General features: G+C 72.0%; 15 protein-coding genes, 2 tRNA genes and 4 pseudogenes. 9 read left to right on the forward strand and 12 right to left on the reverse strand.

Annotated features, from left to right (window positions below):
• Window position 1 precedes the first annotated feature (1 nt).
• Window positions 2-352 (forward strand): LLM class flavin-dependent oxidoreductase, encoded by a 351-nt coding sequence (locus tag DA06_RS11945; RefSeq protein ID WP_418607816.1) that lies wholly within the window; start codon window positions 2-4, stop codon window positions 350-352.
• Between the two features lie 205 nt (window positions 353-557).
• Here the strand turns inward: DA06_RS11945 and DA06_RS11950 are convergent, their stop codons facing one another.
• The gene (locus DA06_RS11950) at window positions 558-2,171 is read right to left on the reverse strand and encodes an ABC-F family ATP-binding cassette domain-containing protein (protein WP_043500345.1); all 1,614 of its coding nucleotides are present in this window, start codon (window positions 2,169-2,171) and stop codon (window positions 558-560) included.
• Between the two features lie 142 nt (window positions 2,172-2,313).
• Between DA06_RS11950 and DA06_RS11955 the strand changes: the two are divergent.
• Window positions 2,314-2,889: pseudogene (locus tag DA06_RS11955) on the forward strand (neutral zinc metallopeptidase); the annotation flags it as partial.
• Between the two features lie 169 nt (window positions 2,890-3,058).
• Complete coding sequence (locus DA06_RS11960; RefSeq protein WP_418607993.1) at window positions 3,059-3,199, forward strand: neutral zinc metallopeptidase; 141 nt, start codon at window positions 3,059-3,061, stop codon at window positions 3,197-3,199.
• A 147-nt stretch (window positions 3,200-3,346) separates the two neighbouring features.
• Here the strand turns inward: DA06_RS11960 and DA06_RS11965 are convergent, their stop codons facing one another.
• From DA06_RS11965 to DA06_RS12005, 9 genes and pseudogenes are all read right to left on the reverse strand, one after another.
• Window positions 3,347-4,771: a nucleobase:cation symporter-2 family protein gene (locus DA06_RS11965; RefSeq protein WP_418607817.1), complete on the reverse strand. Its 1,425-nt coding sequence runs from the start codon at window positions 4,769-4,771 to the stop codon at window positions 3,347-3,349.
• A gap of 215 nt (window positions 4,772-4,986) precedes the next feature.
• Window positions 4,987-5,337 carry a metal-sulfur cluster assembly factor gene (locus DA06_RS11970; RefSeq protein ID WP_043500347.1) on the reverse strand — a complete coding sequence of 117 codons (351 nt, stop codon included), beginning with the start codon at window positions 5,335-5,337 and terminating at the stop codon, window positions 4,987-4,989.
• A complete protein-coding gene (gene sufU / locus DA06_RS11975; protein WP_043500349.1) occupies window positions 5,334-5,819 on the reverse strand; it encodes a Fe-S cluster assembly sulfur transfer protein SufU in 486 nt (161 codons plus the stop codon). The genes DA06_RS11970 and sufU overlap by 4 nt, the downstream gene beginning before the upstream one ends.
• Window positions 5,812-7,155 (reverse strand): SufS family cysteine desulfurase, encoded by a 1,344-nt coding sequence (locus tag DA06_RS11980; protein ID WP_043500351.1) that lies wholly within the window; start codon window positions 7,153-7,155, stop codon window positions 5,812-5,814. The genes sufU and DA06_RS11980 overlap by 8 nt, the downstream gene beginning before the upstream one ends.
• Before the next feature lie 11 nt (window positions 7,156-7,166).
• Window positions 7,167-7,926 (reverse strand): annotated as a pseudogene (gene sufC, locus DA06_RS11985) (Fe-S cluster assembly ATPase SufC).
• 45 nt (window positions 7,927-7,971) lie between these two features.
• Window positions 7,972-8,319 carry a non-heme iron oxygenase ferredoxin subunit gene (locus DA06_RS11990; RefSeq protein WP_043500353.1) on the reverse strand — a complete coding sequence of 116 codons (348 nt, stop codon included), beginning with the start codon at window positions 8,317-8,319 and terminating at the stop codon, window positions 7,972-7,974.
• Window positions 8,319-9,536, reverse strand: coding sequence for a Fe-S cluster assembly protein SufD (sufD, locus tag DA06_RS11995; protein WP_043500355.1), 1,218 nt, complete (start codon window positions 9,534-9,536; stop codon window positions 8,319-8,321). Before sufD ends, DA06_RS11990 begins: the two co-directional genes overlap by 1 nt.
• A complete protein-coding gene (gene sufB / locus DA06_RS12000) occupies window positions 9,536-10,987 on the reverse strand; it encodes a Fe-S cluster assembly protein SufB (protein ID WP_043500357.1) in 1,452 nt (483 codons plus the stop codon). Before sufB ends, sufD begins: the two co-directional genes overlap by 1 nt.
• Window positions 10,988-11,218: 231 nt before the next feature.
• Window positions 11,219-11,791: an HTH domain-containing protein gene (locus DA06_RS12005; protein ID WP_418607821.1), complete on the reverse strand. Its 573-nt coding sequence runs from the start codon at window positions 11,789-11,791 to the stop codon at window positions 11,219-11,221.
• Window positions 11,792-11,987: 196 nt separating this feature from the next.
• On the opposite strand from DA06_RS12005, the gene DA06_RS12010 reads away from it, so the two are divergent.
• Window positions 11,988-13,037, forward strand: coding sequence for an ABC transporter ATP-binding protein (locus tag DA06_RS12010; protein WP_418607822.1), 1,050 nt, complete (start codon window positions 11,988-11,990; stop codon window positions 13,035-13,037).
• 121 nt (window positions 13,038-13,158) lie between these two features.
• On the opposite strand, the pseudogene DA06_RS12015 reads toward DA06_RS12010, so the two are convergent.
• Window positions 13,159-13,392, reverse strand: a pseudogene (locus DA06_RS12015) (N-acetyltransferase family protein); the annotation flags it as partial.
• A 292-nt stretch (window positions 13,393-13,684) separates the two neighbouring features.
• Here DA06_RS12015 and DA06_RS12020 point away from each other — a divergent pair.
• The 4 genes and pseudogenes from DA06_RS12020 to DA06_RS12035 all read left to right on the forward strand — a co-directional run.
• Window positions 13,685-15,187, forward strand: a pseudogene (locus tag DA06_RS12020) (DNA gyrase/topoisomerase IV subunit A); the annotation flags it as partial.
• Window positions 15,188-16,355: 1,168 nt separating this feature from the next.
• A tRNA-Arg gene (locus DA06_RS12025) sits at window positions 16,356-16,428 on the forward strand.
• Window positions 16,429-16,465: 37 nt separating this feature from the next.
• A complete protein-coding gene (orn, locus tag DA06_RS12030) occupies window positions 16,466-17,152 on the forward strand; it encodes an oligoribonuclease (protein ID WP_418607823.1) in 687 nt (228 codons plus the stop codon).
• A gap of 85 nt (window positions 17,153-17,237) precedes the next feature.
• Window positions 17,238-17,310, forward strand: a tRNA-His gene (locus DA06_RS12035).
• 58 nt (window positions 17,311-17,368) lie between these two features.
• On the opposite strand, the gene DA06_RS12040 is transcribed toward DA06_RS12035, so the two are convergent.
• On the reverse strand, window positions 17,369-18,280 hold the full coding sequence (locus DA06_RS12040) for an ATP-grasp domain-containing protein (protein ID WP_043500372.1): 912 nt from the start codon (window positions 18,278-18,280) through the stop codon (window positions 17,369-17,371).
• 305 nt (window positions 18,281-18,585) lie between these two features.
• Here DA06_RS12040 and DA06_RS12045 point away from each other — a divergent pair, with 305 nt between their 5' ends.
• Window positions 18,586-19,479: a MetQ/NlpA family ABC transporter substrate-binding protein gene (locus DA06_RS12045; RefSeq protein ID WP_043500374.1), complete on the forward strand. Its 894-nt coding sequence runs from the start codon at window positions 18,586-18,588 to the stop codon at window positions 19,477-19,479.
• The last annotated feature ends 23 nt before the right edge of the window (window positions 19,480-19,502 follow it).

Genomic DNA, 19,502 nt, shown 5'->3' on the forward strand with positions numbered 1-19,502 from the left:
CATGTCCGAGACGACCGCCCGGGCCGCCGCCGCGAGCACCGGGGTGATGCTGCCCCGCGACCTCGCGGCCTCGTCCGTGCTCGAGTACGCGGCACGGGCGGAGGAGCTCGGGTTCGACGAGCTGTGGGCGGTGGAGGATCTCGGCTTCCGCGGCGGCGTGGCGCAGGCCGCGGCCGTGCTCGCCTCGACGCGCACGATCCGGGTCGGCATCGGGATCCTGCCCGCGGGCGCACGCAACGCCGCGTTCGCCGCGATGGAGGTCGCCACGCTGGCCCAGCTCTTCCCCGGCCGGTCGACGTCGGGATCGGGCACGGCATGCCCGGCTGGATGCGCGCCGTCGGCGCCTCGGTGACCGGACGCCCGACCAGACCGCGGCCCCGCCCGTGACGTCCGAGGCCGACGGACCCGCGAGCGCACGCAAGGCCCCGCCGTCGTCCCACGCCGAGAGCTGAAACGGCCGGTCCGTCGCCGCGCCCGAGCGCCGGACGGACAACGGTGAGGATCCGGTGCCTCAGGGGAGTCGAATCCTCACCGTTGACCGGTGGACCGCCCGCGGCTCAGGCGAGCGTGACGAGCTCGAGGTACTGGTCGCTCCAGAGGTCCTCGTCCGCGTCCGGCAGCAGGAGCACCCGCTCGGGGTTCAGCGCCTCGACCGCCCCCTCGTCGTGGGTGACGAGGACGACGGCGCCCGTGAAGGCCCGCAGCGCACCGAGGATCTCCTCGCGGCTGGCCGGGTCGAGGTTGTTCGTGGGCTCGTCGAGGAGCAGCACGTTCGCCGAGGAGACCACCAGCACCGCGAGGGCGAGGCGGGTCTTCTCCCCTCCCGAGAGCACCTTGGCGGGCTTGTCGGCGTCCTCGCCGGAGAACAGGAACGAGCCCAGCACGCTGCGCACCCCGGTGTCGTCGAGATCGGGCGCGGCCGAGCGGAGGTTCTCCACCACGGTCCGCTCGAGGTCGAGCGTCTCGTGCTCCTGGGCGTAGTAGCCCACCTTCAGGCCGTGCCCGGGGACCACCTCGCCCGTGTCCGGCTCCTCCACCCCGCCGAGGATGCGCAGCAGGGTGGTCTTGCCCGCACCGTTCAGGCCCAGGATGACCACCTTGGAGCCGCGGTCGATGGCGAGGTTGACGTCGGTGAAGACCTCGAGCGAGCCGTACGACTTGCTCAGCCCCTCGGCCGTGAGCGGGGTCCTCCCGCACGGCGCCGGGTCGGGGAAGCGCAGGTGCGCGACCTTGTCGGCGCGGCGCACCTCGTCCATCCCGGCGAGGAGCCGCTCCGCCCGCCGTGCCATGTTCTGCGCGGCGACCGCCTTGGTGGCCTTGGCGCGCATCTTGTCCGCCTGCGCCAGGAGCGCGCCGGCCTTCTTCTCCGCGTTGGCCCGCTCACGGCGACGACGACGCTCGTCGGCCTCGCGCTGCTTGACGTAGGCGTCCCAGCCCATGTTGTAGACGTCCAGCACGCCGCGGTTGGCGTCGAGGTGCCAGACGTGGTTGACCGTCTCCCGGAGCAGCTCGACGTCGTGGGAGATGACGACGAACCCGCCGGAGTAGCTCTTCAGGTAGTCGCGCAGCCAGACGATCGAGTCGTGGTCGAGGTGGTTCGTCGGCTCGTCCAGCAGCAGGATGTCGACGCCGGAGAAGAGGATCCGGGCGAGCTCGACCCGGCGCCGCTGACCGCCGGAGAGCGTCTCGAGCGGCTGCTCCAGCACGCGGGTCGGCAGGCCCAGGTTGGAGGTGATGCGGGCCGCCTCGGACTCCGCGGCCCAGCCGCCCTGCGCCGTGAACTCGGCGTCCAGGCGCACGTACTTCTCCATGGCCTTCTGCTGGGCGGCCCCCTCGGCCGTGCTCATGGTTTGCTCGGCGCGGCGGATGCGCCGGATGATGTCGTCCAGGCCCCGGGCCGAGAGGACGCGGTCCCGCGCCAGCACCTCCAGGTCACCGGTGCGGGGGTCCTGGGGCAGGTATCCGATCTGCCCGGTGCGCACGATCTGGCCGGTGTGCTGGACGACCGACGCGGTCTCGTCCTGCCCGGAGAGCAGCTTGGTCAGGGTGGTCTTGCCGGCACCGTTGCGCCCGACGAGCCCGATGCGCATGCCGGCGTCGATGCGGAAGCTGGCCTCGTGGAGCAGCTCGCGGGCGCCGATACGCACGGAGACGTCATGGGCAGTGATCACAGGGCAGACCTCAGGACGGTGACGGGGTGTTGGGGGCACCGGGAGCGGTGCACGGGCCAGTCTACGTCGCCGGCTCCAGGGTGCCGAGAGAATTTGCTCTCACCACGCGCCGGGTACGGGCCGCGGAACTACCTTGGGGCGCATGACTTTCAACGAGGGGGGCCGGATCAGCTCCGGCCGCGTGCGCACGTCCCGCGGCGGCAAGGGTGTCGCGGTCGGTGGCGGGGCGGGGATCGTCGTGCTCCTCGTCTACCTGCTCACCGGCCAGGACGTCTCGGGGCTGGTGGGCGGCGGCGGCGAGCCGTCGCAGCAGGAGAGCGGCATCAGCCTCGAGCACTGCCGCACGGGCGCGGACGCCAACCGGTACGTCGAGTGCCGGATGGTGGCTGGCGCGGAGTCGCTCGACGCGTTCTGGCAGACGGCGCTGCCCGAGCAGGCCGGTGTGGAGTACCGCCAGCCCGCGTTCGAGGTGTTCGAGAGCTCCGTCACGACCGGCTGCGGAAACGCCACCTCCGCCGTCGGCCCGTTCTACTGCCCGCCGGACGAGAGCGTCTATCTCGACACGGGGTTCTTCGACCAGCTCGAGACGCAGCTCGGTGCCGAGAACGCGCCGCTGGCGCAGCTGTACATCGTCGGCCACGAGTGGGGCCACCACATCTCCAACCAGCAGGGCGTCATGGACGCCATCGACCGCCAGGACACCGGCCCCGCCTCCGACGGCGTGCGCCTCGAGCTCCAGGCCGACTGCTACGCGGGCATGTGGCTCTCGCACGCCGCCACGGTCCCGGACCCCGACTCCCCCCGAGGGCGCCCCCGCTGCTGCGGCAGCGACCGCCGAGCAGGTCTCCGACGCGCTCGAGGCCGCGGCCGCCGTCGGCGACGACCGCATCCAGGCGGGCGCGGGCCAGGAGGTCAACCCCGAGGCCTGGACGCACGGCTCCGCCGAGCAGCGCATGCGCTGGTTCACCACCGGCTACGAGCAGGGCTCGATGGCGGCCTGCGACACCTTCTCCGCCGGACAGCTGTAGCAACCGAGGCCCGTGCCCGTGTCCACCCGCCGATCCGGGTCGGACGCCGCGCCCCGCCCACCGCGGCGAAGAACGCCGACCGCTACCGGACTTCCGGTAGCGGTCGGCGTACTCGCGCGCACTCGGCGTGCTCGCAGGCGGTCGGCGTCAGCGGCCGGGGTCGCCCTCCACGCGGGCCGCCTCCGCCCGGGCCGCCTCGGCCCGGCGGACCTCGTCCGGCCTGCTGAGACTCTTCGGGATCCGCCGCGCCTCCTGGACCGCCTGGTCGCTGTCCGCCCTCGTCTGCTCCCGGTTGAGCAGCAGGTTGAGCAGGATCGCGGTGAGAGCGCCGGCGCTGATGCCGGAGTGGAAGATGAGCTGGAACCAGTCGGGGAACTCCGCGTAGATGTCCGGCTGGACCGTCGGCAGCAGTGCGACGCCCACGGAGATCGCGACCACGAGGACGTTCGTGTTGGTGAAGTGGACCCGCGCCAGGGTGCGGACCCCGGAGGCGACGACCATCCCGAACAGGGCGATCCCGGCGCCGCCGAGGACGGCGCGCGGCACGCCCTCGACGATCGCGGCCACCTTGGGCACCAGGCCCAGCGCGATGAGGATGACGCCGGACATGGCGGTCACCCACCGTGACTTCACGCGGGTCAGGCTCACCAGGCCGACGTTCTGCGCGAAGGCGGTGTACGGGAAGGTGTTGAAGAATCCGCCGAGCATCGTCGACAGGCCGTCGGCGCGCAGACCGTCGGCGAGCTGACGCCTGCCGACCGGGCGGTCGACGATCTCCCCGACGGCGACCATGTCACCGGTGGTCTCGGTCATGATCACGAGCCCCACCACGAGCATCGAGATGACGGCGGCGACCGGGAAGGTCGGCAGGCCGAAGTGCAGCGGCGTGATGACGGCGAACCAGCCGGCGTCCCCGACTCCGGACCAGTCCACCAGCCCGAACGGGATCGCGACGAGCGTGCCGACGACGAGGCCGAGCAGCACCGAGACGCGCGCCACCGCGGGCGGCGCGAACCGCTCCAGCAGGACGATGAAGACGAGGGTCCCGGCGGCGAGGGCGAGGTCGCGCGGCTGCGCCGTGGGCTGGTTGTCGGTGATCCAGCCACCGGCCACGCCCATCAGCGACAGGCCGATGATCATGATGACCGTCCCGGTCACGAGCGGCGGGAAGAACCTCAGGATCGAGGAGAACACCGGCGCCAGCGCGATCATGAAGAGCCCGCAGGCGATCGTCGCGCCGAAGATCGCCGTGATGTCGTACCGCGTGCCGATGGCGATCATCGGGCCGACTGCCGCGAACGTCACGCCCTGCATCAGCGGCAGGCGGACCCCGAAGCGCCAGAAGCCGATCGACTGCACCAGGGTGGCGACGCCGGCCACGAAGAGGTCGGCGCTGATGAGGAACGCGATGTCCTCGGACGAGTAGCCCAGCGCGCCGCCCACGATGAGCGGGACGGCGATCGCGCCGGCGTACATCGCCAGGACGTGCTGGAGGCCCAGGGGGAAGAGCCGGTCGAGTCGTGGGATCTCGTCGACGGGATGCTTGGCGCTGACCGCGTTGCTGGTGGACACATGACCTCCTCGTAGAAGCCCTGCAGATGGACCGGAACACGCAGCGCGCCCGCGTGGCGCGAGAGAGCGGCCACCACGGTGCGCTGTGAAAGTCCTATTCCGGCATGCGAGAAGGGACGCTACCGCCTGCGTGGGCCTTCGTGAAGAGGGAGACGAGGGGAGATGCGGCGGCCCCGCAGCTCACGGGGAGCTGCGGGGCCACAGACACGCCGGGCTCAGACGTTGAAGCCGATGGCGCGAAGCTGCTCGCGCCCGATGGGCGTGATCTTCTCCGGCCCCCACGGCGGCATCCAGACCCAGTTGATGCGCTGGCCGGCCACGAGGCCCTCGAGCGCCTGGGCGGCCTGGTCCTCGATGACGTCGGTCAACGGGCAGGCTGCCGAGGTCAGCGTCATGTCGATCACGGCGTGGTTGTTCTGGTCCACGGTGATCCCGTACACGAGGCCGAGGTCGACGACGTTGATCCCCAGCTCGGGGTCGATGACGTCGCGCATGGCCTCCTCGACGTCGGCCGCGGTGGTGGGCGACGGGTTCGTCGCCGCCGCCGGGTTGGCGGTCTCGCTCATGAATCCTCCTTCTCGGACGGCTCCGCCGTCAGGGCGTGGGCGAGGGCGTCGCGCAGGGCCATCCAGCCGAGCAGGGCGCACTTGATGCGGGCAGGGTAACGGGCGACACCCACGAACGCCGCGGCGTCCTCGAGGGAGTCCTGCTTGTGCGGGTCGAGCTCCTTGCCGCGGTTGTGCATGAGCTCGCGGAACGCCTCGTTGAGGCGGTCCACGGTCGAGATGTCCTGGCCGGTGACGAGGTCGTTGAGCACCGACAGGGACGCCTGGGAGATCGAGCATCCCTGGCCGACCCAGCCGACCTCGGCGACCCGTGGCGGGCCGTCGGCGTGTTCCAGGCGGACCCGGAGGCGCACCTCGTCGCCGCACGTGGGGTTGACCTGGAACGACTCGCCGTCGAACGGGTCGATCTCCCCCGCGCCGTGCTTCTCGCGGGAGTGGTCCAGGATCACCTGCTGGTACAGCTGCTCCATCGCGTCAGCCATGGTCCACCCCGAAGAAGCGGCGGACGCGGCCCAGCTGGTCGACGAACGCCTCGATCTCCTCCGCCGTCGTGTAGACGCCCGCGGAGGCGCGTGCGGAGGCGTGGACGCCGAGGCGGCGGTGGACGGGCTGGGCGCAGTGGTGGCCGACGCGCACGGCGATCCCGGCGTCGTCGAGGACCTGGCCGACGTCGTGCGGGTGGACGCCGTCGACCTCGAAGGCGACGACGGCGAGCCGGTCCGCCGGGTCCGTCGGCCCCAGCACGCGGACGCCGGGCACGGAGGCCACGCCGTCGAGCAGCAGCCGGGTGAGGTCAGCCTCGTGGTCCGCCAGCGCGTCCATCCCGAGCTCGGCGAGGTAGCCGACGGCGGCGTGCAGCCCGACGGTCTGGGCCACCATCTGGGTGCCGGCCTCGAACCGGGCAGGGGCCTCGGCGTAGGTGCTGGACTCCATGGTCACGACCTGCACCATGGAGCCGCCGGTCAGGAACGGCGGGAGGACCTCGAGCAGCTCGCGCCGCCCGTACAGGACGCCCACGCCGGTCGGCCCGAGCATCTTGTGCCCGGAGAAGACCGCGAAGTCGACGTCGAGCGCCCTCAGGTCCAGCGGCAGGTGCGCCGCGGACTGGCACGCGTCGAGCACGACGAGGGCGCCGGCCCTCCGGGCCAGCGCCACGACGTCGGCCACGGGGCTGACGGCGCCGGTCACGTTCGACGCGTGGGTCAGGGCGACGACCCGGGTCCGCTCGGTGACGACGCCGAAGCTCGCCGGGTCGAGGCGCCCCTCGTCCGTCAGGGAGATCCACCGCAGGGTGGCGCCGGTGCGGGCGCACAGCTCCTGCCACGGCACGAGGTTGGCGTGGTGCTCGGCCTCGGTGACGACGATCTCGTCCCCCGGCCCGAGCCCGAACAGCTCGCGGGCCCGGTCGCCGCCGCGCCCCAGCGAGGCGTTGGACATGGCATACGTGACGAGGTTGAGCCCCTCGGTCGCGTTCTTGCTCCACACGATCTCGTCGGCCTCCACCCCCACGAAGGCGGCGACGGCGGCACGGGCGGCCTCGTAGGCCTCGGTCGCCTCCTCCGCCAGCTGGTGGGCGCCGCGGTGGACCGCGGCGTTGCGCCGGAGGTAGAAGTCCTGCTCGGCGTCGAGGACGCACTGCGGCTTCTGGGAGGTGGCGGCGGTGTCGAGGTAGACCAGCGGGCGGCCGTCACGCACCGTGCGACCGAGCAGCGGGAAGTCGGCGCGCACGGCCGCCAGCTCCTCCGCGCTCAGGGAGCGGGAGGGGCTGGCGGCCGGTGCGGCGAGCTGTCCGGCCACCGGGGTTCCGGCAGCGTTCATGCGGATGCCTCTCAGACCGTGGCGGTCAGGTACTTGTCGTAGCCCTCGGCCTCGAGCTGGTCGGCGAGCTCCGGGCCGCCCTGCTCGGCGACCTTGCCCTCGACGAACACGTGGACGTGGTCGGGCTTGATGTAGTTGAGGATGCGCGTGTAGTGCGTGATCAGCATGACGCCGAGACCGGTGTTCTCGTGGACGCGGTTGACGCCCTCGGAGACGATCCGCAGCGCGTCGACGTCGAGGCCGGAGTCGGTCTCGTCCAGCACGGCGAACTTCGGCCGCAGCAGCTCCAGCTGCAGGATCTCGTGGCGCTTCTTCTCACCGCCGGAGAAGCCGTGGTTGACGTCGCGCTGGGCGAACTCGGGGTCCATGCGCAGCTTCGCCATGGCCTCCTTGACGTCACCGACCCACTGACGCAGGGCGGGAGCCTCGCCGTCGATGGCGGTCTTGGCGGTGCGCAGGAAGTTGGAGACGGTGACGCCGGGCACCTCGACCGGGTACTGCATGGCGAGGAACATGCCGGCGCGGGCGCGCTCGTCGACGCTCATCTCCAGGACGTTCTCGCCGTCGAGGAGCACCTCCCCCGTCGGTGACCGTGTACTTGGGGTGCCCGGCGATGGAGTAGGCGAGGGTGGACTTGCCGGAGCCGTTGGGCCCCATGATCGCGTGGATCTCGCCGGAGTTGATGGTCAGGTCGACGCCGCGCAGGATCGGCTTCGGGCCGTCGTTCGTCTCGACGGAGACGTGGAGGTTCTTGATCTCAAGGGTGGACATCTGTGGCTTCTTCTCTTCCTGGGGTCTGGGAGTGGGCGGCGGCGGTCAGCTGCGGACGTCGGCGGTGGCGTCGACGTCGACCAGGACGCGCTGGCCGTCCACGGTCACGAGGTAGACGGGGACGGGCTGGGTGGCGGGGAGGCTGAGCGGTCGGCCGGATCGCAGGTCGAAGGTCGACCCGTGCAGCCAGCACTCGATGGTCGAGCCCTCGACCTCGCCGTCGGAGAGGTTCACCTGCCCGTGGGAGCAGATGTCCGAGATGGCGTGGAACCCGCCCTCCTCGTCGCGCACGAGCGCGACCGGCAGCGGCGAGCCGTCCGGACCGTCGAGCTCGAGGCGCATGGCCTCCCCGGGCTCGAGGTCCGTCACGTCGGCGACGTGCTCGGCGGTCATCAGCGGGCAGCCTCCATGGTGCGGTCGAGCTCGGCCTCGATGGCCGCCATCAGCCGCTCCTGGACCAGCGGGACGCCGATCTGGTTGATCAGCTCGGCGAAGAAGCCGCGCACCACCAGGCGGCGGGCGTCGGCCTCGGGGATGCCGCGCGAGCGCAGGTAGAACAGCTGCTCGTCGTCGAACCGGCCGGTGGCCGAGGCGTGCCCGGCCCCCTCGATCTCCCCGGTCTCGATCTCGAGGTTCGGCACCGAGTCGGCCCGGGCGCCCTCGGTGAGCACCAGGTTGCGGTTGAGCTCGTAGGTGTCGGTGCCCTCGGCCTCCTTGCGGATCAGGACGTCCCCGACCCAGACGGCGTGCGCGTCCTGGCCCTGCAGCGCGCCCTTGTAGGTGGCGCGGGACTTGCACCGCTCGACGGCGTGGTCCACGAAGAGGCGGTGCTCCTGGTGCTGGCCGGCGTCTGTGAAGTACAGACCCAGCAGCTCGACGTCGCCGCCCGGGGCGGTGAACGCGGCGTCCGGGGTGACGCGGACGACGTCGCCGCCGAGGGTCACGACGATGTGCTTCAGACGCGCGTCGCGACCGACCCTGGCCCGGTGCGAGGACAGGTGCACCGCGCCGTCCTCCCAGTCGTGCACGGAGACCAGGGTGAGGTGGGCGCCGTCGCGGACGTCGATCTCGACGGTCTGCGAGACGTGGGCCGTACCCCGGTGGTCCAGGACGACGAGGGACTCGCTGAGCTCCTCGGCGACCACGAGCAGGTGCTGCGCGGCCGGCTCCTCGGCCGCGGCGGCGTCGCCGTTGATGGAGACCATCGTGTGGTTGCCGCCGGTGTGGCTCCTGGGCACGGTGACGACCAGCGCCTCGCCGAAGGACTCCCAGGCGGCGGCCGCGGCGCGGTCGCCGGGGGCCCCGACCTTGCCCAGGCGGGCGTCGTCGCGACCCACACGCTCGACGCGGACCGCGTCGTCGGCGTCCACGGTGACGACCGGCCCGGTCCCGTGGAGCTCGCCGGCGAAGATCTTCTGGAGGCGGTCCACCGGCGTGAAGCGCCAGTCCTCCTCGCGCCCGGTCGGCACGGGGAAGTCGGACAGGGCGAACGACGTGCCGCGGTCGGCCCGGGACGCCTCCGGCACGGTGCCACCGCCGTGGCTGTGGGCGGCGTCGGCGGTGGCGCGGGTGTGGTCGGTGGTCAGGTTCTTCTCGGTGGTGGCGGTCATCAGCCGACGGATCCTTCCATCTGCAGCTCGATCAGGCGGTTGAGCTCGAGGGCGTACTCCATCGGCAGCTCACGGGCGATGGGCTCGACGAAGCCGCGGACGATCATCGCCATGGCCTCGGTCTCCTCCATGCCCCGGGACATGAGGTAGAACAGCTGGTCCTCGCTCACCTTCGAGACGGTGGCCTCGTGGCCCATCTCGACGTCGTCGACACGGACGTCGACGTACGGGTAGGTGTCGGAGCGGGAGACCTGGTCGACCAGCAGCGCGTCGCACAGGACGTTCGACTTGCTGTGCGTGGCACCCTCGAGCACCTGGACCAGCCCGCGGTAGGAGACACGCCCGCCGTTGCGGGCCACCGACTTGGACACGATCGAGGAGGACGTGTTCGGCGCGAGGTGCACCATCTTGGAGCCGGCGTCCTGGTGCTGGCCCTCGCCGGCGAAGGCGATGGACAGCGTCTCCCCGCGCGCGTGCTCACCCATGAGGTAGACGGCCGGGTACTTCATGGTCACCTTGGAGCCGATGTTGCCGTCGATCCACTCCATCGTGCCGCCGGCCTCGACCGTGGCGCGCTTGGTGACGAGGTTGTACACGTTGTTCGACCAGTTCTGGATGGTCGTGTACCGGACGCGGGCGTCCTTCTTGACGATGATCTCCACGACCGCCGAGTGCAGCGAGTCCGACTGGTAGATCGGCGCGGTGCAGCCCTCGACGTAGTGCACGTAGGAGCCCTCGTCCGCGATGATCAGCGTCCGCTCGAACTGGCCCATGTTCTCGGTGTTGATCCGGAAGTAGGCCTGCAGCGGGATCTCGACGTGGACGCCCTTCGGGACGTACACGAACGAGCCGCCGGACCACACCGCGGTGTTGAGGGAGGCGAACTTGTTGTCGCCGGCCGGGATGACCGAGCCGAAGAACTCCTCGAAGATCTCCGGGTGCTCCTTCAGTCCCGTGTCGGTGTCGACGAAGATCACGCCCTGGGCCTCGAGGTCCTCACGGATCTGGTGGTAGACGACCTCGGACTCGTACTGCGCGGCGACGCCGGCGACGAGGCGCTGCTTCTCGGCCTCCGGGATGCCCAGGCGGTCGTAGGTGTTCTTGATGTCCTCGGGCAGGTCCTCCCAGCTGGTGGCCTGCTTCTCCGTGGAGCGCACGAAGTACTTGATGTTGTCGAAGTCGATGTCCGACAGGTCGGCGCCCCAGCCCGGCATGGGCTTCTTGTCGAAGAGGTTCAGTGCCTTCAGACGGCGCTTGAGCATCCACTCGGGCTCGTTCTTCAGGGCCGAGATGTTGCGCACGACGTCGGCGTCGAGACCACGTCGGGCGTTCGCACCGGCGTCGTCGGAGTCGCGCCAGCCGTAGTTGTAGCTGCCGATCGAGGCAATGATCTTCTCGTCCTCGGTCATGGCGTCGGGCGCCGTGACCTCCTGCTGGGTGGGACTTGTCATCGGTTTCCTTCCGTGCCGCCGCCGGTCGGCGACGTGGTGGTCTGGGAAGAGGTGAACGGGGTCGGTGCGGGCGTTCTCTCCGGCTCCGTGGCCGGCGCGGAGCCCGGCCGGACGGGGATCTTCGCCGGGGCGACGGCGAGCGGTACGTGCGTGGTGCACACGTGCCCGCCCGACGCGAGGGTGGCGAGACGCTGCACGTGCACGCCGAGCAGCCGGGAGAACGCCTGGGTCTCAGCCTCGCACAGCTGCGGGAATCCCTCGGCGACGTCCTGGACCGGGCAGTGCCCCTGGCACAGCTGCAGCGCGACGGCCTGCGCGCCGACCGTGCGGGTGGTCGCGGCGTAGCCGTCCGCGGTCAGGGCGCCGGCGAGGGCGTGGACGCGGTCCGGGAGCGAGCGTCCGGCCTGCTCGACGAGCGGGCGGTACCGCCGCTCGAGCTCGGTGACGCGCGCCTCGGCGAAGTTCTCGAGCGCCTCGGGGACCGGCCACCTGCACGAGGAAGTCGAGCGCGTGGGTGGCGAGGTCGGAGTAGGCGTCGGTGAGGACCGACCGTCCGGCGTCGGTGGCCACGTAGTGGCGTGCGGGGCGGCCACGGCGGCGCACGCCGGGCCCGCCCGGCTCGTGGACCACGATCTGCCCCGCCTCCTCGAGGTGGGCGATGTGGCGGCGCACGGCGGCCGGGGTGAGCTCGAGGACGCGGGCGAGCGTCGCCGCGGACACCGGCCCCTGCTCGACGACGAGCTCGAGGACGCGCTCGCGCGTGGAGGCCTCGGTCTCGGGGGCCTGGCGCTCGGCCGTGCTCATGCGTGGTCCTCCCCTCGGTTCCCCTGGTCCTGCAGAACTGCCGCACGACGGCGGCCGCGGGGCACCCGCACCCCTGACGCTTTAGGTAACAGTTTCCTTCCTTAAATCGTTCCCCGCAAGGAAGGTCACCCTCACCAGCCGTGTGAGGCTCGGCACCGGCAGGGACGTGCCGGCAAACCTGCCTACGCTTGGCCGCGTGCCACTCCCGCTCGACACCCCCGCCGGCGCGTCCTTCGACGCGTCCTCCGGCGCACCCGACGGCGCCGCGACGGCCCCCGCGCTCCGGGTCGCCGGCCTGCGCAAGACTTACGGCGCGCGCGAGGTGGTCCGCGGGCTCTCCTTCACCGCCGCCCGGGGCGCGCTCACCGCGGTGCTCGGCCCCAACGGCGCGGGCAAGACCACGACGATCGAGTGCTGCGAGGGCCTGCGCCGTCCCGACGGCGGTTCCCTCGAGGTGCTCGGCCTGGACCGCCTGCAGCGTGCCTCCGACGCGGAGCTGCGCAAGCGGGTGGGCGTCATGCTGCAGGACGGCGGTCTGCCGCTCGCCCCGCGGGCGCGGTCGGTGCTGACCCACGTCGCGCGCCTGCACGACCGGCCCGCCGATCCGGACCGGCTTCTGGCACGGCTCGGCCTGACCGACGTCGCGACCACGCCGGTACGTCGGCTCTCCGGCGGTCAGCGGCAGCGGCTGGCCCTCGCGGTCGCGCTGGTGGGCCGGCCGGAGCTGGTCTTCCTCGACGAGCCGTCCGCCGGCCTGGACCCGCACTCCCGCCTGGCGGTGTGGGACCTGCTGCGCGAGCTGCGCGACGGCGGCACCTCGATCGTCCTGACCACGCACCTGATGAGTGAGGCCGAGGAGCTCGCCGACCGCGTCGTCGTGATCGACGCCGGCCGGGTCGTCGCCGAGGGCTCCCCCGCGGAGCTCGTCGGGCCGCCGGAGCTCCGCGTGACGCGACGACGTCCTCGGGCGGCCCGGCGACCACCGCCAGCTCGACCGGCCCCTCCACGGAGGTCAGGTCGTCGTGCCGGCGGACCGATGCGCCGTCGGCCCCCTGCGTCTCCGGACGGAGGCCGACGAGGTGGACCGGCCCGCCGAAGCCGCCGGCGAGCAGGGACCGCGCGCCCGCCGCGGCCAGCACGTCCCCCTCGCCGCCGTCGGGTCCGAGCCGCACCACCAGAAGAGAGCCGGCGGCCAGGACGGCACGCATGCTCAGGGCCTCGGCGTGCCGTTCCCGTTCGGCCATGACGCGCCAGGAGCGCTCGGTCTCCTCGATGTCGAAGGAGACCGACACCACGCCGTCGTCCATCCGCTGCTCGACGTCGTAGCCGGCGTCGGAGAAGACCCGGATCATCTTCGCGTTGCCGGGAAGGACGTCCGCGACGAACCGGTGGACGCCGCGCTCCCGCGCCGCTGCCGCCAGGTGCTCGAGCAGCACCGACCCGAGGCCGCGCCCGTGCTCCGTGTCGGCGACGTAGAACGCGACCTCCGCCTCCCCCCGGCGCCACGACGTCGAAGCGGCCGACCGCGCGGACGTCGCTGCCCTCGGTGAGGACGAGGGCGACGCGGTCGTGGTGGTCGACGTGCGTGAAGCGGTGGAGATCCTTGTCGCTCAGCCGCTCCACGGGGGCGAAGAACCGGTAGTAGACCGACTGCGCCGACTGCGCCAGGTGCATGCGCTGGAGCGCGTCGGCGTCGTCGGGCCGGATGGGCCGGATGTGCATGGCGCTGCCGTCACGCAGCACGACGTCCGCCTCCCACTCCGCGGGGTACGGAGCGGCCGGCGGCGAAGGCCTCGCCTCGTCCATGGCCCGAGCCTAGCCAGACCCCGCCGCCCGGTCCTGGAGCCGTGGCGCTGCGCGGCGCACGCCCGAGCATCGGGGACAATCGATCCCATGCCGCGCAAGACCCCCACCGAAGTGCCGCCGGAGAAGATCGTCGACATCGACGTCTCCACGGAGATGCAGGGCTCGTTCCTGGAGTACGCGTACTCCGTCATCTACTCCCGCGCCCTGCCCGACGCCCGCGACGGCCTCAAGCCGGTGCAGCGCCGCATCCTCTTCCAGATGGACCAGATGGGCCTGCGCCCCGACCGTGGCCACGTGAAGTCGGCCCGGGTGGTCGGCGAGGTCATGGGCAAGCTGCACCCGCACGGCGACAGCGCCATCTACGACGCGATGGTCCGCCTGGCCCAGCCCTTCGCGATGCGCCTGCCGATGGTGGACGGGCACGGCAACTTCGGATCCCTCGACGACGGGCCGGCCGCCTCGCGGTACACCGAGGCGCGCCTCGCCCCGGCGGCCCTGGCGATGACGGCGGACCTCGGCGAGGACACCGTCGACTTCGTCCCGAACTACGACAACCAGCTCACCCAGCCCTCGGTGCTGCCCGCGGCGATCCCGAACCTGCTGGTCAACGGCGCCACCGGCATCGCCGTGGGCATGGCGACGAACATGGCCCCGCACAACCTGGTGGAGGTGGTGGCCGCCGCCCGCCACCTCATCGCCCACCCCGACGCCACGCTCGAGGACCTCATGCGGTTCGTGCCGGGGCCGGACCTGCCCGAGGGCGGGAAGATCATCGGTCTGGAGGGCGTGCGCGAGGCCTACGCGACCGGCCGCGGCAGCTTCCGCACCCGCGCCACCGCCAGGGTCGAGAACATCACGGCCCGCCGGAAGGGCGTCGTGGTCACCGAGCTGCCGTACATGGTGGGCCCGGAGCGGGTGATCGAGAAGATCAAGGACGCGGTCAACGCCCGCAAGCTCCAGGGCATCACGAACGTGCAGAACCTCACCGACCGCCACCACGGGCTGCGCCTGGTCGTCGAGATCAAGAACACCTTCAACCCCGACGCGGTGCTCGAGCAGCTCTACCGGCACACGCCGATGGAGGAGTCCTTCGGCATCAACAACGTCGCCCTGGTCGACGGCCAGCCCCGCACGCTCGGTCTGCGCGAGCTGCTCGAGGTCTACGTGGCGCACCGCCTCGACGTGGTCCGCCGCCGCACCTCGTACCGCCTGGCCCGCGCCACCGAGCGGGCCCACCTCGTCGCCGGCCTGCTGGTCGCGATCGCGGACATCGACGAGGTCATCGCCGTCATCCGCTCCTCGGACGACGCCGAGGCCGCCCGCGTGCGGCTGATGGCCGTCTTCGACCTCGACGAGCCGCAGGCCGAGTACATCCTGGCCCTACGGCTGCGCCGCCTGACGAAGTTCTCCCGCATCGAGCTCGAGGCCGAGCGCGACGAGCTCGCCCGCCAGATCGCGGAGCTGCAGGAGATCCTCGACTCCGACGCGCGCCTGCGCGAGGTCGTCTCCTCAGAGCTCGCCGCCGCCGCCCAGCAGTTCGGCACGCCACGACGCACCGTGCTCCTCGAGCACGCGGGCGGTCCCGCCACGCAGGCGGCGGCCGGCCCGGCGGCGCGCGGCGGCGCCCGCGGGCCGGGAGCGGGCCGCCGGTCGAGGCCAGCGAGAGCCACCGCGTGGTCGGGGCGCCCAGGCCGGCCCGTCCCGCCCGCAGCGCGTCGGTCAGCTCCTGCACCGGGACGTCGGCCGCCTCCTCGGCGAGGCCGCGCAGCGTGGCGGCGGCCTCGACCTGCGCGTCGGCGCCCGCGGCCAGCGTGAGGAGCTGCTCGCGCAACGCGGCCCAGACCCCCCGGGTCGTCCGGCGCACGATGCCTGCCGCGCGGGGCCGGTCCGCCACCAGCGTCAGCCACTCCTTCAGCTCGCTGACCACCGCGGGCTCGAGCGGCCCCTCCAGCGGCCCGGTCTCCGGGAGGACGAAGAGCGGGGCGGAGCCGAGCCCGAGTCCGTCCATGCGCGCGAGCAGGTCGGCGCGAACCGCGGCGCGCACGCGGCGCGGCAGCCGGTTGAGCACCACGGCCGTGGTGATGCCGCGCCCGTGGGCCTCGGTGAGCAGGCGCCAGGGCAGCGCGTCACCGTAGCGGGACGCCGTGGTGACGAACACCCACAGGTCGGCGGTCTCGAGCAGCCGGTTGGCGAGCGAGCGGTTGCCGGCGTGGACCGAGTTCAGGTCGGGCGCGTCGAGCAGGGCCAGGCCGGCGGGCACCTCGGGATGCGTGACCACGGCGGCAAGCTCCGCGAGAGGCTGGCCCTCGACGTGACCCGCGTCGTCGGGGTGGACGGCGACGACGGCGCGGCGTGTGGTCGGGCGCAGCACGCCGGCCTCGCTGACCTCTCCGCCCAGGAGCGAGTTGAGGATCGTCGACTTTCCCACGCCCGAGGAACCGCCGAGGACGACGACTGCGGGCGCGGCGGCCCGGCGCAGCCTCGGCAGCAGCCGGGCGCCGGTCTGGGTGAGGACCTGCTCACGCAGCTCGCGCAGCTCCTCGGCCCCCGGAAGGTCGAGCGGGAAGGTGGCACGCTCGACGTCGGCGCGAAGATCGGTGACGACGGAGAGCCGCGGACCGCGACCTTGCTCCTGCGCCGCCGAACCGTCCGTGGGTGCTGCAGGACGGTCGTGGTTCAGGGTGGTCACGGCCCCATTGTCCGTGATGCGCACGGTGTCCTGGCGCAAGCGCGCCGGACGCTACCCTCGTTCACCGAGGCCCCCATAGCTCAATGGATAGAGCAACGGCCTTCTAATCCGTAGGTTGCAGGTTCGAGTCCTGCTGGGGGCACCGCGGCGGGCTGAGATGATCCGACTACGCTGACCCGGTGAGCAGAAACACCGCCCCCAGGGATCCGATCGTCTGGATCGACTGCGAGATGACCGGCCTGGACCTGGAGAAGGACGCCCTCGTCGAGGTCGCCGTCGTCGTCACGGACTCCGAGCTGGTGCCGCTCGACGCCGGACTGGACCTCGTCATCGCCCCGACCCCGGGCTCGGTCGAGCAGATGAACGACGTGGTGCGGGAGATGCACACCACCTCCGGGCTCCTCCAGGAGCTCGAGCACGGCCTGTCGATGGCTGAGGCGCAGGAGAAGGTCCTCGCGTACGTGCGCCAGTGGGTCCCGGAGCCGCGCAGGGCGCCCCTGGCGGGAAACTCCGTCGGGACGGACCGGACCTTCCTGGCCCGTGACATGCCCGAGCTCGTCGACCACCTCCACTACCGGATCGTCGACGTCTCCTCGATCAAGGAGCTCGCGCGCCGCTGGTACCCGCGCGCGTACTTCCAGTCCCCCGCGAAGAACGGCGGGCACCGGGCGCTGGCCGACATCCTCGAGTCCATCGACGAGCTGCGGTACTACCGGGCGGTGCTCTTCCCGGCCGGCGAGGGACCCGACTCCCCGACCGCCAAGGCGGCCGCCCGGGCGGTCACCGAGGCCCCGACCTCCGCCGTCGTCGAGGCGCTCGCGGAGGAGGCGGCCCAGAAGGAGGCCGCGCAGCACGCGGCGACGTGACCCAGACCACGGCGCCGCGGTTACGGGAGCCGACCGGTGATCGGCTATGCTCGTCCACTGTTGCCGGGGAGTTCACGGCAGCATGGTGGGTGTAGCTCAGCTGGTAGAGCGCCGCGTTGTGGTCGCGGATGTCGCGGGTTCAAGTCCCGTCACTCACCCGGGTACCGAAGAGGGCGGGCCGCACAGCGGCCCGCCCTCTTCGTCGATCCGAGCCGGTCACCAGAACGCGCGCACCGCGATCGCGTCGGCGAAGCTCTCCACGGCGCCCGGCGTGGTCGAGAGGTAGAGCGAGGCGTCCACCAGGGCCACCTCCATGACGTGCATGCCGTCCTCCCCCTCGACGACGTCGATGCGGCAGAACGTCAGCTGCTCGTCGCGGCCCATCCGGTCCTTGATGTAGGAGTGGATCGCCTTGCGGGCCTCCTCGCCCAGACGCCACTCGGCCTCGGTGGCCTCCCGGGCGTGCGCGACCTCCTTCGGCGCCTCCGTCTCGCCGCGGAACGGGCCGTGCAGCATCGCCTCCTTCTCGACGGCGTGCGAGACGAGCCCGTTCATGAAGATCAGCGCCGTCTCGCCGCGCTGGTCCACCGACTCCAGGTAGCGCTGCACCATCACGCTGCGGCCCTGCGAGAGCAGGTCCATCGCGTGGGAGATCGCCTGCTGGCGGGAGCTGGCGTCGACGGCCGTGTACCGGCCGGTGTCGTGGGCGCCGGAGGAGATGGCCGGCTTGACCACGAAGTCACCGCTCGCCGGGAAGCGGGTGTGCACCTGGTGCTTGCTGTAGTTGCGCTCGGGCTCCAGCCACACCGTGGGGATGGTGGGCATCCCGCGCTTCTGCAGCTCGACGAGGTAGTGCTTGTCCGTGTTCCACCGGACGACGTCGGCGTGGTTGCAGATCCGGGGCACCGACTCGGCCCAGCTCACGAACTCCTCGCGCCGGAACGCGTAGTCGTGCACGGAGCGCAGGACGACCGTCCCGGCGGCGGACCAGTCCACGTCCGGGTCGTCCCACACCGCGATGCGCGGCTCGATGCCGCGGTCGGCGAGGGCGTCGGGCAGGGGAGCATCATCCTCGGACAGCTGCGGCAGCGCGGCGCAGGTGGCGAGGGTTACGATCGGCTTCGACACGGAGTCAACCTACCCTGCGTCAAGATGGCGTGCGCCATCCGCGCACCCTCCCCGCACGCGGAAGCGACCAACCTTCCGCCCCTCCGCAGAGCGCGGACCGTCCGCCGGGCGCGACCACCCCGGCGGGCACGCGTGATGTCCGCCTCATCCGGCCTCCGTGGCGACCGAATCCTGAGACCGCGCGGCTCACGGTTCGCACGAGGCCGCACCGCGCTGTTTTCTGGAACCAGTCGAGCCGCCAACCCCCCCGGCGGTCTCCGCCCGGCGCCCCCGGTGCCCGGCCCGGACCTATCGAAGGACTCACCATGTTCAACCTGCGCCGTGGCGGTGCGGTCGCCGCGTCCGCCGCCCTCGCCCTGACCCTCGCCGCCTGCGGCGGCTCCGGGTCCGACGAATCCGCCGAGAAGGGCACCGAGGAGAACCCGGTCCGCATCGGCGTCGTCGGCGCCAGCGACCCGCAGTGGCCCATCTTCGAGGACCTCGCCGCGGAGGAGGGCATCTCGGTCGAGGTCGTCGACTTCACCGAGTACACCCAGCCCAACCCCGCGCTGACCGACGGAGACCTGGACCTCAACCAGTTCCAGCACATCCTGTACCTGGCCCAGTACAACGAGGCCGACGGCGAGGACCTGACCCCGATCGGCGCCACGGCGGTGTACCCGCTCGCGCTGTACTCGCTGAAGCACGACGCGCTCGAGGACATCCCCGACGGCGGCGAGGTCGCCGTCCCCAACGACGTCACCAACCAGGCGCGCGCGCTCTTCGTGCTCGAGGAGGCCGGGCTCATCACGCTGGCCGACGACGCAGGCGTCGTGCCGGACCCCACCGACATCGTCGAGGAGGAGTCGAAGGTCACGGTCACGCCCGTCGACGCCAACCAGACCGTCGTCTCGCTCGACTCGGTCGACGCGTCCGTCGTCAACAACGACTTCATCGACGACGCCGGCCTGAAGCCGGAGGACGCGCTCTTCGCCGACAGCGCCGAGTCCGAGGGTGCGCGCCCGTACATCAACGTGTGGGTGGCCCGCGCCGAGGACGCCGGCAACGAGACGTTCCAGCAGCTCGTCGAGATCCACAAGTCTCCCGAGGTGACCGAGGCGCTGCAGGAGTCCGCGGGCGGCACCGCCTCGATGGCGGACCAGAGCCCCGAGGAGCTGCAGGAGATCCTCGCCGAGGTCCAGGCGAGCCTGGGCGAATGACCTCCCCCGGGCGGCGGACGGCG

The organism is Georgenia sp. SUBG003 (genome assembly GCF_000715355.2).
In the GTDB taxonomy this organism is placed as follows: domain Bacteria; phylum Actinomycetota; class Actinomycetes; order Actinomycetales; family Actinomycetaceae; genus Georgenia.